Raw genomic sequence first — 18,557 nt, 5'->3', positions numbered from 1 at the left:
TATGAAAAAAATTATTTTTCTTATAGCCCTCTTGATAACAACAATTGCATTTTCACAAACCAATGGAATTAGCTATCAAGCATTAATTTTAAATCCAAACGCACAACAAATCCCAGGAGTTAACTCCTCTAACTTACCTCTAACAAACCAATCCGTTTGTTTGCGTTTTGAAATCAAAGACTCTTTCAATCAACTGGAATACCAAGAAACTATCAGTACTTCAACAGACGAATTTGGTATGGTCAATTTAATTATTGGTAACGGAATTAAAACTGGAGGAAGCGCTAATAATTTTAGAAGTATTATATGGGATTCGTTGATAAAAACATTGAACGTTGGATTAAATGCTAATGGTTCATGTACTACATTTATTGAAATCAGCAATCAAGAGTTCTCTTATATTCCTTTTGCGTATTCAGCAAAAAGTGCTGAAAATGTAACTGGAATCATCAATTTACAAAATGGAGGAACTGGATCAAACACCTTAAATGGAGCTAAAATTAATTTAGGCATCAATAATATTGACAATACCTCTGATATTAACAAACCTATTTCGATAGTAACTCAAACGGCATTAAACTTAAAAGAAGATTTAACCAATAAATCAACAAGTGTAACTACGGATGCAACTTCGGACACCAAATACCCTTCCGTAAAATCAGTTAAAACCTATGTAGATGCTTCGGCTTCGACAAACTCAACGGCTTTAACTACGGAAGTGACTCGTGCTACGACAGTCGAAAATACTATTGCAGCTAACTTGGCAACTGAAACAACTAATAGAACTACAGCTGATGCGACTTTAACAACGAATCTAGCTGCTGAAGTAACTAATAGAACTGCTGCGGATGCATTGAAAGAAGATTTAACCAATAAATCAACAAGTGTAACTACGGATGCAACTTCGGACACTAAATATCCTTCCGTAAAATCAGTTAAAACCTATGTGGATGCTTCGGCTTCGACAAACTCAACCGCTTTAATTACGGAAGTAACTCGCGCTACGACTGCCGAAAATACTATTGCAGCTAACTTGGCAACTGAAACAACTAATAGAACTACAGCTGATGCGACTTTAACAACGAATCTAGCTGCTGAAGTAACTAATAGAACTGCTGCGGATGCATTAAAAGAAGATTTAACCAATAAATCAACAAGTGTAACTACGGATGCAACTTCGGACACCAAATACCCTTCCGTAAAATCAGTTAAAACCTATGTAGATGCTTCGGCTTCGACAAACTCAACGGCTTTAACTACGGAAGTGACTCGCGCCACAACTGCTGAAAATGCAATTGCAGCAAACTTGGTAACGGAAACGACCAATAGAACTACAGCTGATGCGACTTTAACAACGAATCTAGCTGCTGAAGTAACTAATAGAACTGCTGCGGATGCATTGAAAGAAGATTTAACCAATAAATCAACAAGTGTAACTACGGATGCAACTTCAGACACTAAATATCCTTCCGTAAAATCAGTTAAAACATATGTGGATGCTTCGGCTTCGACAAACTCAACGGCTTTAACTACGGAAGTGACTCGCGCTACGACTGCCGAAAATACTATTGCAGCTAACTTGGCAACTGAAACAACTAATAGAACTACAGCTGATGCGACTTTAACAACGAATCTAGCTGCTGAAGTAACTAATAGAACTGCTGCGGATGCATTGAAAGAAGATTTAACCAATAAATCAACAAGTGTAACTACGGATGCAACTTCGGACACCAAATATCCTTCCGTAAAATCAGTTAAAACCTATGTAGATGCTTCGGCTTCGACAAACTCAACGGCTTTAACTACGGAAGTGACTCGCGCCACAACTACTGAAAATGCAATTGCAGCAAACTTGGTAACGGAAACGACCAATAGAACTACAGCTGACGCAACTTTAACAACGAATCTAGCTGCTGAAGTAACTAATAGAACTGCTGCGGATGCATTGAAAGCTAACCTAGCTTCTCCAACTTTTACTGGAACGCCCACTTTACCAACAGGAGCTATTGCAGTTACTCAAGTAGCAGGTAATAATTCTACCGCAATTGCAACAACTGCATATGTTACTGATGCTGTAAGTACTGCGACAACAGGTAATTTTGTTGACTTAACGACAAATCAAACAGTAACTGGAGATAAAACTTTTGTAGGTAATCTTTCTACACTGAAGCCTATAGCACCAGCAGTAATTGATATCAATGCAATCAACCCAACTCAATATACAGGTGCCCCAGATCAAGACGCAAGACAATCTTTTACTGCAGGAATTTCAGGGCTTTTAACCAGTATAAATGTAACTTTATATTCAACTGGAAATTACACTCTTTCGGTTTATCAAGGTGGAAATATTACGCAAAATAATCATGGTGGAACTAAATTGTATGAAACAACTTTTTCTTCTACAAATTCTATAATGTCTACTATTCCAATATCTAATGTTACAGTAGTAGCAGGAGCAGTATATTGGCTTCAAATTACTGGAGCATCAGTAACTATAGGGTTAAACTATGGGTCTAGTAATGTAGGTACAACCGTTTCATTTCCTGCATACTATGGTGGACTTCAGCAATCATGGATTTTCCAGACCTATATTTCTCAATTATCAGCCACAGGAGGGAGTATTACCGCCGCAGGAGATGTTAGCGCTGCTGGTTTCAAAATACCAACTGGAACAACATCACAATTTTTAAAAGCAGATGGTTCAGTAGATAGTTCAACTTATCTAACTTCTTCAGGAACAGCAACCAATGTTTCTGGAATTGTAGCCATTGCCAATGGAGGAACAGGCTCGGCAACTCAAAATTTTGTAGATGTAACATCCGATCAAACGGTTGCAGGAAATAAAACATTTACTGGAACAATAAGTGGTATTACTAAAACCATGGTCGGTTTGGCAAATGTGGATAATACAAGCGATGCTAATAAACCAGTTTCTACGGCAGCGCAAACGGCATTGGATTTAAAAGCAAATATCGCTTCGCCATCCTTTACAGGTGTGCCTTTAGCGCCAACCGCTACAGCTGGAACGAGTACAACGCAATTGGCAACAACTGCATTTGTTTCTGAAGCTTTCGATACGGTGGTTTCTGATGGTGTAGCGGCGCAGACACTAGCTATAGGTGATTTTGTTGGAGGTGGTGTTGTGTTTTGGGTAGATCCAGTGGATAACTCAAAAGGTCTAGTTTGTTCTATTGAAGACCAAAGCGATGGAATCCAATGGTACAATGGCTCAAATTTAACCACTGGAGCAACTGGAACTGCTGTAGAAACAGGAGCAAGTAACACAGATGCGATTATAACCGCACAAGGAGCTACAGCAACAAATTATGCAGCTGGTCTGGCAAGAGCATATAATGGAGGTGGCTTTACCAACTGGTATCTGCCCTCAAAAGACGAATTATATCAGATGGGTCTGAACAGAAATACTATTAATGTAATCGCCACGACAAATGGTGGTGTGAATTTTGGTGGGGGTTCCGGTTCTTATTGGAGTTCTACAGAGACAGGTTCCAGTGCATGGGCATTGTTTTTCGGCAATAACCATCAGCAGCCTTTTACTAAAAATACTAGTAGAATGGTTCGTGCGGTTAGAGCTGTAGGTTTTCCAGCTATAAGTTCTTTAACTACAATTACGGAGGAACAAGCGGCACAAAATACAGCAATCGCTTTAAAAGAAGATGCAGCTAATAAATCTACAGATGTCACTACAGATGGTGCTTCTGATGTGAAGTTTCCTTCTGTAAAATCTGTAAAAACCTATGTAGATGCTAATATAGCATCCGGAACAGCAACAAATGTTTCTGGAATTGTAGCCATTGTCAATGGAGGAACAGGCTCGTCAACTCAAAACTTTGTAGACTTAACGGCTAACCAAACCATTGCGGGGAATAAAACATTTAGCAGCGATGCGAAAATAAACGGTATTACCGTTGGCGTTGGAGGTGGTGCTCCAGATAGTGCTGCATATAATACAGCTTTAGGTCTTGATGCGTTAGTCAATAATACAGGATGGGGCAATACAGCTTTAGGTAGATCAACACTTACTGTAAATGCCAATAGCAATAATACAGCTGTAGGATGGAAAGCACTTGAACTTAGTGTAGATGGAAATTCTCTTGTTGCTGTCGGTTCTAAAGCATTGGCTAGCAATACAGATGGTAATGTCAATACGGCATTAGGAGCCAATAGTTTAACAAATAATACTGTAGGAAGTCAAAATGTGGCAATAGGTGACCGTGCACTTAGTTCTAATGTTTCAGGAAATCAAAACACGGCGTTAGGTGTTTCTGCAGATGTTGTAGTGATCAGTGGAGCAGAATTAACCAACGCCACTGCAATAGGTTTTAACGCAAAAGTTACCGCAAGCAACACCATCCAATTAGGTAGCACAGATGTAACCAACGTAAAAACAAGTGGAACGCTAACCGCTGGCGAAGTTACCTACACCAAAACTAAAGGTACAGCCAACCAAGTTTTAACTACCGATGCCGATGGCGTAACGGCTTGGACTACACCAAGCGTTGCCACAAGTAGTGATTTTGTTGATTTAACTACCTCACAAACCATTTCAGGATCTAAATCGTTAAATAATAATTTAAGGATAGGCACAACGGCACCAACATCATCTGCAGTACTTGAGGTGTCATCAACTACTCAAGGATTCTTACCCCCACGAATGACACAAACCGAAAGAAATTCAATAAGTTCTCCAGTTGCCGGTTTAATTGTTTGGTGTAAAAATTGTGGAGAAAATGGGGAACTACAAGTTTTTAATGGTGCAAGATGGACTAATTTTATAGGTAATGATGTTCAGTTACAACTACAAGAAGGATCAAATTTAAGAGGTGGCAAAATAGCCTATGTTTTTCAAAATGGTGATCCTGGTTTTGTTTCTGGAGAATTTCATGGGATTATTGTTTCAAATAGTGATTTAAGTAATGGAATTCGTTGGGGGCAAAATTTTGACGGACTTTCCACCACTTATGATTGTACTAATCGGCATACGTCATCAGGATTTGCTTTGCCTTGTGCTATTGGTGCGGGTAGTACTAATACTTCATTAATTATTTCTTCAAATACTGAAAGTAGTCCTACAAATTATGCAGCAAAGATATGCGCAGACTATAGCATTACTGTTAACGGAACGGTTTATGATGACTGGTTTTTACCTTCATACGATGAAATGCTAAAAATTTATCAAAATAAAAGTTCAATTGGTGGGTTATATTATGATTCAACTAATTCAGCTAATAAAAGTAATTGGTATTGGACTTCAACTGGTGATGTTTTTCAGGACCGAGCTGCCGATGTTAATTCTCTCAATGGGAGTAAAGCTAGAAACTTTAGAGGTTCCTTATTGAGCGTAAGAGCTGCTAGATATTTTTAAAATATTTTTATTGACTCAATCTCTATACATCATTTTTCAAAGTGATTTATAGAGATTGAGTCAAAATTTAAATATCTAAAAGCTTAACTCTACTATATATTTATATTCCAATATTTGTATTTGATATATCTGCCTTAATAACCTCCTTCACCGTTTGCTCATAATTGCGAATACTCTTTGATTTCCTTATGTTTTTAGCCACTTTGTGAGGATTAGCAAAAATAACAGAAAAGTACTCCCATAAATGATGCATTTTCAATAAGATGTGCGTAGAACCAGATAATGATTCGCTATAGCCAGCGTATAAGGTGTCGTGAAATTCACTAAACAATTTCATCTTATTTCGTGGATATTCCACGCTGTTGCTTTTAATCATGCTTGGCAAAAAAGGATCAGCAATCAATCCTCTTCCTATCATCCAGTGGTCGATAGTTGGAAATCGGTCCTGCATTTCTTTGAACTTTGTTACCGTGGTAATATCGCCGTTGTAGTATAATTTTACGTTGCTTTGGTCAATACAAGTTTGGAAAGCGTCTAAATGAACGCCGCCTTTGTAGAGCTGTTTTCCATTGTGGGTATGAATGGCAACATTCTTTATGGGGTATTTTTCTAAAAAAGGAAAGACATCCAGAATTTTTTCGGTGGTATCATACCAGCGAAGGGAATTATTATGCTCTACAATATATTAGTGAAGATACAAACGGAGTAACTTTTAAATATAAAAAATTAAACTAACCCCAATAATAATGTATAATATTAATCAAAGTCACAACAGCAATCAATCCTGTAATACTCCCTATGATAAGATTCATATTTTTCAAAAGGGAGTCGGCTTTGGATTCTACTTTCTGAAAGAAAGCGATATAGCAATAAAAGACCAAGGACGACCCCACTACTACTCCACTCACGAAAGTCAGTATCGAACTATTCATAAATGAAAAAAGCTGATACGATGCCAACGTTATACTGACAAAAACGTAGTACGGAATTGGAAAAAAGTTAAGTCCTGAAAGTAACATTCCCAAGAAAAAACGCTTCTTTTTACTTTTTTTACCAATTTTAGCTTCTTTTAGTTTAGGCTTTTTGGCAATGAATAGAAAGAAGATAGTCAATAACGTAAAAATCCCAAAACCTATTTCACGCATCAGAATAACAATATCTGGGCGAGAGTTAATTACTTCTGCAAATAAAATAGCAATATAAGCTTGGAAAAATATAATTATAACCGCTCCTAAAACAAACGAAAATGCATTTCGATTTCCTTCTTTTAGATTCACTTTTGCGGCTGTCATATTGATTAATCCTGGCGGAATAATCCCTACAACTGCTGTGGCAAAACCTAAAAATAAAGGAATTATAAAATTCATCCTATTTATTTAAAAGACTATTAGCGAAACACTAATTAGTCTTTGATTCTGAATTTAATATATGTGATTGCTTTGTTAACTTCCAAATATTGTTTTTCGTAAAAAGTCTGAAAAGCTGTTACTTCTTCTGGACTTCCTTCGTTTACATACACATTATGGTTGGCGTAAAGTACTTCGTGACCTTCTCCGTGAAGTAATCCCAAAGTGTAACCATGCATGAATTCACTATCCGTTTTCAGGTTCATCACACCATCTTTTTTCAAAACTTTTTTATACAACTTTAAAAACTCCGAATTGGTCATACGGTGTTTCGTTCTTTTGTATTTGATTTGTGGATCTGGAAAAGTAATCCAAATTTCGTCCACTTCATTTTCAGCAAAAATGTGATTGATTAATTCGATTTGGGTACGAATAAAAGCTACATTGTGTAAACCTGTTTCTACAGCAGTTTTGGCTCCACGCCAAAAACGAGCCCCTTTGATATCAATTCCAACAAAGTTTTTATCTGGATATCTTTCGGCTAAACCTACTGAATATTCCCCTTTTCCGCATCCTAATTCCAAGACAACAGGATTGTCATTTTTGAAGAAATCTGAATTCCACTTCCCTTTCAACGGAAACAAATCACCTACAACTTCTTCTCTAGTTGGTTGAAATACATTATCGAATGTTTCGTTTTCTTTGAATCTTTTTAATTTATTTTTGCTTCCCACGATTTTTTAAATATTTCGGCAAATTTACGGAAATATATAAGACCAAAGAGATTTTCGAATGAAGAATAATGATTTTTAGTTTAATGTTTAACCGCAAAGAACACAAAGGAAGCGCTAAGTTCACAAAGCAGTATTTTACCCCTAAGTCGCAAAGACCTTAAGGTTTATCTATTTTTGATTAACGCTTTTTTGATTTTACAGCTAAGGCGCTAAAGAACTAAGAAAATAAGTTTTTTGAACTTTGCCCTTTGATTTTTGATTTTTGAAAAAATCCTACTCCGAACATTCGATAGGAAAAAGTGTTTCATCATGTTGCGAAATATCCAAACCGATCACCTCAGACTCTTTGGAAACACGCATCGGAATAATCCAATTGGTTACTTTGAACAAAAGATAAGCTCCAAAAAAAGTAAAGATAGAAACCAAAACCAATGCCATCATATGGTGACCAAAGACCCCCCAACCACCGTGCATCAAACTAGCATCTTCGCCATGAGCAAAAATAGCCGTTAAAATCATTCCCATGATTCCGCCCACACCATGGCAAGCAAACACATCAAGAGTATCATCTACTTTGCGCAACAAACTAGAATGCACTAAAGCATTTGACACTATAGCGGTTATAAATCCAAAAAACATACTTTCAGGCACTGAAACATAACCTGCCGCAGGAGTAATCGAAACCAATCCAACAACGGCTCCAATACAAGCTCCTAATGCCGAAACTTTGCGTCCGTTCAATCGATCAAAGAAAATCCAAGTCAACATTGCTGCTGCTGAAGCGGTGGTAGTAGTTGCAAAAGCCATTGCCGCTACTCCATTTGCCTCTAACGAAGATCCTGCATTAAATCCAATCCATCCAAACCATAACATTCCTGTACCTAACAATACAAATGGAATATTAGTGGGTACATGATTACTGTCATTTCGTTTTCCTAAAACCATAACACCCGCCAATGCCGCAAAACCAGCACTCATATGCACTACAGTTCCCCCAGCAAAATCTTTTACACCAAAGTAAGAACCCAAAATCCCTGTTGGATACCAAACCGAATGACATAAAGGAGCATATATAAAAATGGTAAATAAACAGATGAATAATAAATAGGAAATAAAACGTACACGTTCCGCAAAAGAACCCGTAATAATTGCTGGTGCAATCACAGCAAATTTCATTTGGAACAAAGCAAACAACATAAACGGTACGGTCGCTGCAATATTCTTATGTGGCAAAATATTCACATAGTCCATAAAAGCAAAGGAAGTAGGGTCTCCTATAAAACTGTAAAACCCATCACCAATCTGTACACCAATTGGCTCACCAAAAGCCAAACTAAACCCAACAATTACCCAAATTAAGGTAACCACCCCCATACAAATAAAGCTTTGTAACATGGTTGAAATAACATTTTTCTTCCCTACCATTCCACCATAAAAGAAGGAAAGTCCAGGCGTCATAATCAGTACCAAGCAACAAGAGGTTAACATCCAAGCAACATCAGCAGGCACAATTTGATCTAAAGTCCCAAACTGAGATAAAATTTTATTAGTGCTTGAAACCGCAGGCCAAAATAATCCTGCTATGCAAACTAAACTAATTATTATAAAGGAAATGATCCAACGTCTCTCTATTTTCATTTTATTTTTTTTACCCCATTGATTCAGGGGGCAAAGGTAAAAATAATTTAATTTTTTTCAATCATAGGGTTTAATTTTGACCACAAACCACCATTTTACGTGAAATCATCAAAACATTCTCTATTTAAAGGACTTGAACTAGTTAAAAAACAAACATTTTGTTATTTTCTTAAGAATACAATTATTTAAAATTCTTCAATAAACTATAATTTGACTCCAAAACTTAAAAAAAACACTTCATTTCCAACTAAAACATAAAAGGTACAGTTCTTGTGAAGTATTAAAAAATCAACTAAACCTCTAAAAATCCATTACTACAAATAGCTTTTTTTAATGTATTTTTACGTAGGTTTATTTTATAAATTCCGTTTTATGAGAAAGTTATACATATTCATTATTCCTTTATTCAGTCTCGTTTTGATAATTACAACTTCTTGTAAAAAATTCACAGACAAAGCTGGAGCTACTGCACTTGAACAAACAACAGAAGAAAGGGAGCTAACCTTTGACAGCACCTTTGTCAATACATTTTTCCAAAAACACCCTTTGCTAGACAAATACCAAAACGAGGTGAACGAACTTTATCAGAAACATCAATTCCATTACATCTGGTATGACAAAAATGGGGTGAACGAATTTGGTAGTTTATTACACAACAAAATCATCAATATCGAAGAAGAAGGAGTGCTTACCAGCATTCCTTACAGACAAAAATTAGATTCGATATACGAAAGTCCTTCTAGCGGTCAAAAACCTAACCCAACTACGGAGTTGCTAAACACCTCCATGTATTTTTACTATGTTGACAAAGTGTACCAAGGTCTTGACACGGAAAGTACCAACCAAATGGAATGGTTTCTTCCCAGAGAAAAACAAACCTATGGCAAGTACCTGGATTCACTTCTAGTAAACCCTTCATTGATAAAAAATAAAGAGAAAGGATTGTTTTATCAATATTACCTCTTAAAAAACGTCTTAAAATCTTACCGCCAAATAGAAAAAAACGGAGGTTGGAAAACTGTCAAAATGGATTCCGCAGTAAAATCACTTAATTTAGGAGATAGCACGCACACCATTGCCCAACTAAGAACACGTTTATACCTCACAGGAGAGTTAAAGTCAGATTCTAAAAGTGCCATTTATGATGACCAATTAGCTAAAGGAGTATTGAAATTCAAAGAAACAAATCGCAACGCATCGAGCACAATCATTTTGCCCTCACATCTTAAAGTTTTGAATATTCCTGTATCTGAACGCATCAAAACCTTGGTGGTAAATATGGAGCGTTGTCGATGGATTGCGAAAGACATTACTAAAGCCAAAGAACTTATTGCTATAAACATCCCAGCCTATCAACTCACTTACTTTGAGAATGGAAAACCCACTTTTCGTTCTAATGTAGTTGTGGGCAAAACTGTAAACAAAACCGTTATTTTCAGCGCTCCCATGCGTTATATCGTTTTTAGTCCTTATTGGAACATTCCTTATAGCATCAAAAAAAATGAAATTTTACCAGGCATCAAAAAAGACCCTAACTATCTTGCCAAACACAATATGGAATGGAACGACGGCAAAGTACGTCAAAAGCCAGGGCCTAAAAATTCTTTAGGACTCATCAAGTTTTTATTCCCAAATTCTAACTCCATCTATTTGCACGATACCCCGTCCAAACATTTATTTAGCCGTCGAGACAGAGCTTTTAGCCACGGATGTATTCGTATTGAAAAACCCAAAGAATTAGCCGAAATACTCCTTAAAGATGACCCAAAATGGACCTCTGAAAAAATTGACGAAGCCATGAACAAGGGAGCTGAATCTTGGTACACACTTAAAAACAAAATTCCCGTTTACATTGGCTATTTTACCGCCTGGGTTGACGTAGACGGAAACCTTCATTTTTACGATGACATCTATGAACGTGACGAACCATTAGCGGCTTTGTTGTATGAGAAATAGCTGAGATATTAGGAGCACAATATTACGTGCTTTCAATAAAGAGTTGTCCCGCTCTTCGCATTATCTTTTTATTTGCCCCAAATCAACAAGCGCATTAGGGCAAATAAAAAGGATAATTTGCTGCGATCGGGGCTTAGAACGTCTCTTTTTCATAACCACTAAAAATAAGTACACGGATAAAAAAAGATTTGAAGTCCGTAGTGCCTTAGCGTCTTTGTGGCTGTATTTTTTTTGAACACTGATCAGAGAAATCCAAGAAATTTTAAAAAAAATAATCAGAAAAAATCTTTTTAATCTGTGGCATAAAACCCCAATCTATCTGTCCTCTGAGAGTAAAATGCCTTTTTTTATATTCAAAAAAAACTCTATGAATCTAAGTGTTTCAAAAAAATTTAACCCAAAAAAAAGCAGTCTAAAAATTTTTTAGACTGCTTTTTTTTGAATTTATAACTGACCTTGAATACTCTTAATTAATGCACCTTTTGCTTTTCAAAAGCGGTTGTCAAAGCTTTTTTGATTTTATCCGAAGCTAAGAAAAATGCTTTTTCAATTGAATCAGCATGAGCTGTAACTGCAATAGGTTGTAATTTAGCGGGACGAGCTTCGATTACACATCGTTTATCATCTACTCCGCTTTTAGCATTGTTTTCATCTCCCAAATGCACTTCAAAACGGGTTACTTTATCATCAAATCGCGCTAACGATTTTTCTAATTCAGTTGTAAAGTAAGTTTCTAATCTTTCGTGTCCTTCTATATTTTTGTCGGTATTGAATTGTATTTTCATATGTAAATGTTTTTTTGATATATCTCAAATTTAGCAATCTTTTTCTATAAAAAATAAGGATTTAGTAAAACATTATGAAATAAAGTTCAGTATCTCATAAGCCCCTTTTAAAATCAAATCACAAATGGTTTATAGTCTACCGTTTAGATCTATTTTCAAATCTCATCTATGCTAGACATGACAAAAAGCGTGTACTATTTAGCAGTACAATTGGTTTATACTATTATAATTGAAGTTAATTATAGCCCCCTCTAGGAACTATTCTTGTAAGAACAAAATATGATTTAGAATACTGGCGAAGTCTCCCAACTTCACACTCGTTCTAATAAGCCTTTTAAATCTTATTCATACTAATGAACGCTTATACTTTCCTAAGTGTTTTGATGCCTATAAGATTGGGCACGAGTCGAGAGACTTCTCCTTTACTTTGTATTAGAACGATTTGGAAAGACTTAAAGGAGCTAGGGAATTTAGGACGAGATACACTTTGCGGGCACGGAAAAAATTTCCGCGCTAACGATTGTCTATAAATCTGGGCGGTCGGATTTTTATTGATTTTCTTTTTCTGCTATTTTTTCGGATATAATTCTCAACAGTTTTGTTTGTTCTCTTTGAAGTTCAATTACTTCATCAATTCTTAACATCCAAGCTCCAAATGCTCTGATTAAAAAGATAAAAACAGCTACAAGTATAAGTCCAACGATAAATTCCATATTTATTTTTTTCAAAGGTTGTTTTCGGTTTAATTTCCGCGCCAATTTAAAGCGGATTCAATTTTAAATTAATTATTATGTTTTATTTTATATTCAATCAGTTTAAAAAAAAAGAAAATAAAAAAAACATTTTTGATGAACGATTTGGTTTTATGTTAAAGCACAAAATTGTTTCAAAGAAAGATTATAATAACGTCAAGAATTATTTTTTTCGTGATCAATCAACATATCCATAAGAACTTGTCGGTTATTAGGTAAAATATCATTTATAAATTTTATTCTTTCATCTGGTTCTAATGATATTATTACTTGAGAAACAACGTTTAATAGTTCAATGTGTCTGTCATTAATTATTTTTTTTATAAAATTCTTGTATTGGTTCTGTAGTTGTATTTACTAAATGTTCTGACATATCTTTAAATTTCTTATTATCTATAATTAATTTAGCTGCGTCCTCCATTACACGTTCGTTTCTCATTTCAACATGTTTTTTAACCTCGTCAACGTTAAAGATTTCCATAAACGACTTCATAGATGATATAACGTCTTTTTGTTTGTCGATTTGAGATTTCTGTATTACAATAACATAAATTAAAGTATATAAACCTATGATTATCAATGTTAAATTATTATCCATATTATTTTCGGTGTTTCGGTTTTCTAAACTGACGCACAACTAGTAAATAGGCGAAACAAACCTTCGTCTATACACCCAAAATTGGGTGGCTTTGCGAAGGTTTAGTACGCGTTTCTAGCTTTCCAAATATATTAAAATATTCCTACAAATATGAAACAAATTACAATCTGCTCAAACAAATTAAAAAAAAGAAGTTCCTACGGAATGACAAGATTGTGGAGATTTGCTGCAAAGAAGAAAAACCGTTATAACTTCGATGGCCGACAAACTTTACGTGATTGCTTCGTTCCTCGCAATGAATAACGAAACAACGTTTACACTTAATTCGAATGTACCTAGAATTGATTTTTAACCTTTGATTTTTGAAAAAAGCTCCTAATTTTTATTGGGCAAATTCTTTAATCCCATATTGTAAAGTGTAAATGCCTGAATATCGACATTCTCCTCAATCGTAGCTGCCACTGATTTCCCTGCACCGTGACCGGCCTTGACATCGATGCGGATGAGGGTTGGATTATTGCCTGTTTGTTTGTCTTGTAATTCGGCTGCAAATTTAAAACTATGTGCTGGTACTACGCGATCATCATGGTCTCCCGTGGTAATCAAAGTCGCTGGGTATTGGACCCCCAATTTTACATTATGCACTGGCGAATAGCCTTTGAGGTAGTCAAACATTTGGTTGCTATCCTGCGCGGTTCCGTAATCATACGCCCAGCCTGCACCTGCAGTAAAAGTGTGGTAACGCAGCATATCCAGTACGCCCACAGCGGGCAAAGCGACTTGCATCAAGTTGGGGCGCTGCGTCATCACTGCCCCCACGAGCAAACCACCGTTAGACCCACCACGAATGGCTAGATATGATGAAGAAGTATATTTTTTAGATATTAGATATTCTGCCGCAGCGATAAAATCGTCAAAGACATTTTGTTTTAGAAGTTGAGTTCCCGCATCATGCCATTTTTTACCATATTCTCCTCCTCCTCTCAGGTTAGGCACTGCAAAAACGCCTCCGTTTTCCATCCAAACGGCATTTGCAATACTGAAATTTGGCGTTAAGCTAATATTGAAACCGCCATAACCATATAGAATCGTTGGGTTTTTACCATCAAGTTGCAGTCCTTTTTTATGGATAATCATCATGGGCACTTGTGTACCATCTTTAGAAGTATAAAAAACCTGCTTTGTTGCATATTGTTCAGACTGAAAATCTGCTTTGGATTTTCTATACAAAACGGACTCTCCAGACACCATATTCAATTTATAAATAGTTCCTGGCGTGGTGTAATTTGTAAAAGTATAATAGAGTGAATTTTCTTTTTTCTTGGTGCTAAACCCTGACGCTGTTCCTAAATCTGTTAACTCTACCGTTCTTATTTTAGAACCTCTTACATTGTATTGTTCCACAACTGAAACGGCATCTTGCATATAATGAGCAAAAAAGTAACCGCCACCCGTGCTAATACTCAACACATTTTCGGTTTCGGGAATAAAATTTTTCCAATTTTCAGGTGCTGGATTTTTTACTGAAACAGTGACAATACGTTTATTGGGTGCCTCCCAATCGGTTTCAATGAATAAAGTTTCACCTTGGTTATCAATGATATTATTATCACTTTCAAAGTCAGTAACAACGGTCACTAGCGAACTGTTGTTTTTAGTCAAGTCTTGAATGTATAATTCATTTCCATAAGTGGAGTTGGCCGCCGTAATAACCAAATAACGGTCGTCTTCGGTTACATTACCACCTACATAACGGCGTTTTTGGCTTTCGCCAAAGATTACTTTATCTTCTTTTTGTTTGGTTCCAATAGCGTGAAAATACAGTTTATGTTCATCCGTTTTGGCAGACAATTCACTTCCATTAGGTTTTTCATAACTCGAATAATAAAATCCTTTGCTTCCTATCCAGGACAGTCCACTGAATTTGACATCGATTAAGGTTTCGTCTATTTTTTGTTTGGTAACGGCATTGATGATAATGACTTTGCGCCAGTCGCTTCCGCCCTCAGAAATCGAATATGCGACTAATGAACCGTCTTTGGAAAAACTAATTTCACCTAATGAAGTTGTCGCATCATTAGAAAAAGTATTCGGGTCTAAGAAAATTTCTTCTTTGCCTTTTTCGCCTTTTCTCCACAACACCGATTGATTTTGCAAACCGTCATTTTTGTAATAGTATGTATAGTTTCCTTCTTTGAAAGGGGCGCTTTCTTTTTCGTAATTCCACAACTGTTCCATTCGGGTTTTGATTGTCTCTCGAAATGGAATTTGTTTTAGATAATTAAAAGTAAGTTCATTTTGCGCCTTAACCCAAGCGGCAGTTTCGGATGAGCGATCGTCTTCAAGCCAGCGGTACGGATCTGGCACGATGGTACCAAAGTAATTATCGGTTACAGTCCCTTTTTGTGTTTGTGGATAATGGATGTTATTTTGTCCAAAAGCGGAAATTGTCGTCATTAGTAGGAGTATTTTTTTCATGTGTGTATTTAGTAAGCTTAACAAAAATAGCGAATTACAATTGTATTTTTTGAACCATCTAGAAATTAAGATGGATTGGGTTTGTTTTTAAACTATATAAGAAATATAGTACTATTTTATTATTGAATTTACTGTTTTGAATTTTGCCAAATCGAGCGAAGTCGAGATTATTTACTATTCCATAGAGCGAGGTTTCGACTGCGCTCAACCAGACAATCATCAACCATTATATAACAGTAAATTCAAAACCAAAATGGTATAAAAACATTTAAGAAGCTACTTTGGAATGCTGATTAGAGAATATTTAAGAATGGATTGCATGCTTTTGGAATGCAGATAGGAGAAATTAAAAAAAATACAAACTAATTCAATTATCCATAATTTAAAGCACGCAGATACTAAAGATTTACGCCGAAACTCTTAGAAAAATCTGCCAAAATTAGCGAAATCTGCGTGTCTCTTTTTTCGATTAGATTATTAAAAAATCAGTGCAATCAAAGAAATTTAAAACTAAAAAAATCAATCCTAATCCTTTTAATCAGAGGCAAAAAAAAACGCTACTCTTTCGAATAGCGTTTTGAAATAAATGATAATCTACAAATCAAAGTTCACACCCAAAACGATGTTTCTTCCCATATTGGGAATACCATCGGTTTTTAAGCGGGAAAGATGGGCGATGTAGCTTTTATTGAAAATATTATTTCCGTTTATATTCATCCTGAAAATAGTTTTTCCCAAGGCAACTTTTCCTCCAAAACCTAGATTCATCAAGTTATACCCACTAGAAGCGGTTTCAAAACCACTGACGTTTTTTTGATTAAAAGTAGCATTATAACTCAATGTTGCAAAACCATCTTTCAACCAATCTTTAATTTTAAATTCGGCTCGAACAGTATTGTTCCAATTGTTGGCTGGAATCATGGGCAAATAATCATTATTTTGTTTTTTGCCTGTTACGGTTTCAAAACTAGTTTCAAAATGCAACCAGTCCAATGGATGTGGATGAAAATGCAATCCAGCTTCACCACCGTATAATTTTGCATTGTCTTGAATGTACTCAAAAACTAAATTATCTTCAAGCGTTGCTCCTGTAGGATTGATATAAATAAAATTATTAATGTGGTTGTAAAACCCATTGACAAAAAACTCAAAATGTGAATTCTTGTACTCGATATTCAAATCAGTTTGAATATTTTGCTCATTTTTCAAATCAGCATTACCTATTTCGTAGCGATAAGTTCCTTCGTGGACACCGTTTGAGGACAACTCAGCTAGGTTAGGCGCTCTAAATCCAGAGGCCAGATTGATTCGCAAAATCAAATCGGTAGCCAAATCGGTTTTGTACCCCAAAGACGCATTAAAGCTATCAAAAGAACGGTTGATAGCTTTGAAATAGCCTTCATCACCAATGTCGCCATGTTCTTCGGTTTTAATTTTTCGGTTATCATAACGAAGTCCTCCCTGAATAACACTGGATTTCCATTCGTAATTAGCGGTTCCAAAAACACCAAAATCATTGGTCTTGGCATCTGGAATTAAAAATTCTTCGCCAGAATTGGTATTGGTTTGTCGCATACCTTGGACTCCAACAATAGACTCGATTGCTCCTATTTTTGGCAAATGGTATTTGGCATTGAAATTAAAAGTATTGAGTTGCATATCTAAAATTGCTGTTGGACTTTCCTCAAATTCTCTTCGATTATTAGAAATATATCCTAAATCAAGATCTAATTTAGAACTCCCTAAATAAATCACTGAGTTCATACTCAACAAATGATTGGCAATACCTTGACGCGGAAAATCCGTTGTTTTAGAAGTCGATTGGGCATCGATTCCATTTTCAGGAATTCCAAGATCGAGTTTGTTGTAATTGTATCGAAAAACAGAAGAGAAATTTGAATTACTATACCCTATTCCTGTTTTAAAATCAGATTCATTGTAGCGTGTATTGGTTACTCGATCTCCATTGGGAACGGTATAATCGGAATGTGTAGAGAAATTCCCTCGAACCAAATATTTCCAATTTTCGGTTGATGTTTTCAACCCCAAAGATGTATTCGAACCCAAAGTATTTGAAAATATTTTTTGGCTAAAATTCGCTTTAAAACTATGAGCATCAGCAAATTTTTCTGGATTGAAATATAAAACACCCCCCAAAGCATCTGAACCGTACAATAAAGAAGCGGGGCCTTTGATCACCTCAACACTTTCTACTCCAGAGTCATTTAACCCTAAACCATGTTCGTCACCGAATTGTTGGTTTTCGATACGAACGCCTTGTGAATACACCAAAACGCGATTACCGCTCAACCCACGAATAACAGGTTTTCCAATCGAAGTTCCTGTAGAAACTTGTGAAACTCCAGGGATAGTCGCTAGGCCTTCTATCAACGTCGCAGTTCCTTTTTCTTGAAGCGACTGAATACTTTCGTGTGAAACTTTCATCACGTTTTGTGACTGAATCTTACTAAAGGCCGTTGAAACAATCACCTCATCCATTTCGAATAAAGTTTCGTCCATAGTTACCTGAAGTATTTCATCTTTTTGAAGCTGGCTCACTGTTATATTTTGAGTCCCATAACCTACCAAAACAAAACGAAGCTTTAGCTCTCCTTTGGGTAAATTTACAAATGAGAATTTCCCGCTTACATTGGTGGTGGTGCCTTTGTGCAATTCAGATATATAAACTGATACGGCGGGCAAGGGTTGATTTTGAATATTCATTACGATTCCTGATAATCGTTGTTGTGCTTGCAATAGTGTACTTAGTCCTAGGAATAAGACTAATATATAATTTCTCATAAATTTATTTTATAAATAATGTAATTGTTTCCCGCTATGCGAGTAAAAAATGCGAACAAGACATGGATTCGCTATCGCGAAA

Annotated in this window: 11 protein-coding genes; 2 read left to right on the top strand and 9 right to left on the bottom strand. The window is 36.0% G+C overall.

Annotated features, from left to right (window positions below):
• The first annotated feature begins 1 nt into the window (after nucleotide 1).
• A complete protein-coding gene (locus ABZP37_RS05505; RefSeq protein ID WP_366186307.1) occupies nucleotides 2-5,386 on the top strand; it encodes a DUF1566 domain-containing protein in 5,385 nt (1,794 codons plus the stop codon).
• Between the two features lie 100 nt (nucleotides 5,387-5,486).
• Here ABZP37_RS05505 and ABZP37_RS05500 read toward each other — a convergent pair whose 3' ends face one another.
• From ABZP37_RS05500 to ABZP37_RS05485, 4 genes are all read right to left on the bottom strand, one after another.
• Nucleotides 5,487-6,068, bottom strand: coding sequence for a tRNA-dihydrouridine synthase (locus ABZP37_RS05500; RefSeq protein WP_366187481.1), 582 nt, complete (start codon nucleotides 6,066-6,068; stop codon nucleotides 5,487-5,489).
• A 49-nt stretch (nucleotides 6,069-6,117) separates the two neighbouring features.
• Nucleotides 6,118-6,753, bottom strand: coding sequence for a LysE family transporter (locus ABZP37_RS05495; protein WP_366186305.1), 636 nt, complete (start codon nucleotides 6,751-6,753; stop codon nucleotides 6,118-6,120).
• A gap of 35 nt (nucleotides 6,754-6,788) precedes the next feature.
• Nucleotides 6,789-7,466 carry a tRNA (guanosine(46)-N7)-methyltransferase TrmB gene (gene trmB / locus ABZP37_RS05490; RefSeq protein WP_366186304.1) on the bottom strand — a complete coding sequence of 226 codons (678 nt, stop codon included), beginning with the start codon at nucleotides 7,464-7,466 and terminating at the stop codon, nucleotides 6,789-6,791.
• Nucleotides 7,467-7,739: 273 nt separating this feature from the next.
• Nucleotides 7,740-9,104 carry an ammonium transporter gene (locus ABZP37_RS05485; protein WP_366186302.1) on the bottom strand — a complete coding sequence of 455 codons (1,365 nt, stop codon included), beginning with the start codon at nucleotides 9,102-9,104 and terminating at the stop codon, nucleotides 7,740-7,742.
• 372 nt (nucleotides 9,105-9,476) lie between these two features.
• Here ABZP37_RS05485 and ABZP37_RS05480 point away from each other — a divergent pair, with 372 nt between their 5' ends.
• A complete protein-coding gene (locus ABZP37_RS05480) occupies nucleotides 9,477-11,060 on the top strand; it encodes a L,D-transpeptidase family protein (protein ID WP_366186300.1) in 1,584 nt (527 codons plus the stop codon).
• A gap of 470 nt (nucleotides 11,061-11,530) precedes the next feature.
• On the opposite strand, the gene ABZP37_RS05475 is transcribed toward ABZP37_RS05480, so the two are convergent.
• From ABZP37_RS05475 to ABZP37_RS05455, 5 genes are all read right to left on the bottom strand, one after another.
• On the bottom strand, nucleotides 11,531-11,845 hold the full coding sequence (locus tag ABZP37_RS05475; RefSeq protein ID WP_366186298.1) for an HPF/RaiA family ribosome-associated protein: 315 nt from the start codon (nucleotides 11,843-11,845) through the stop codon (nucleotides 11,531-11,533).
• Nucleotides 11,846-12,393: 548 nt separating this feature from the next.
• The gene (locus tag ABZP37_RS05470; protein ID WP_366186296.1) at nucleotides 12,394-12,573 is read right to left on the bottom strand and encodes a hypothetical protein; all 180 of its coding nucleotides are present in this window, start codon (nucleotides 12,571-12,573) and stop codon (nucleotides 12,394-12,396) included.
• A 331-nt stretch (nucleotides 12,574-12,904) separates the two neighbouring features.
• On the bottom strand, nucleotides 12,905-13,036 hold the full coding sequence (locus ABZP37_RS05465) for a hypothetical protein (protein ID WP_366186295.1): 132 nt from the start codon (nucleotides 13,034-13,036) through the stop codon (nucleotides 12,905-12,907).
• Between the two features lie 534 nt (nucleotides 13,037-13,570).
• Nucleotides 13,571-15,673, bottom strand: coding sequence for a prolyl oligopeptidase family serine peptidase (locus ABZP37_RS05460; RefSeq protein WP_366186293.1), 2,103 nt, complete (start codon nucleotides 15,671-15,673; stop codon nucleotides 13,571-13,573).
• A 594-nt stretch (nucleotides 15,674-16,267) separates the two neighbouring features.
• Nucleotides 16,268-18,475 carry a TonB-dependent receptor gene (locus ABZP37_RS05455; RefSeq protein ID WP_366186291.1) on the bottom strand — a complete coding sequence of 736 codons (2,208 nt, stop codon included), beginning with the start codon at nucleotides 18,473-18,475 and terminating at the stop codon, nucleotides 16,268-16,270.
• Between the last annotated feature and the right edge of the window lie 82 nt (nucleotides 18,476-18,557).

It is taken from the genome of Flavobacterium ovatum (assembly GCF_040703125.1).
Lineage (GTDB): Bacteria > Bacteroidota > Bacteroidia > Flavobacteriales > Flavobacteriaceae > Flavobacterium > Flavobacterium ovatum.
This window is presented reverse-complemented; position numbering and strand designations above follow the sequence as displayed.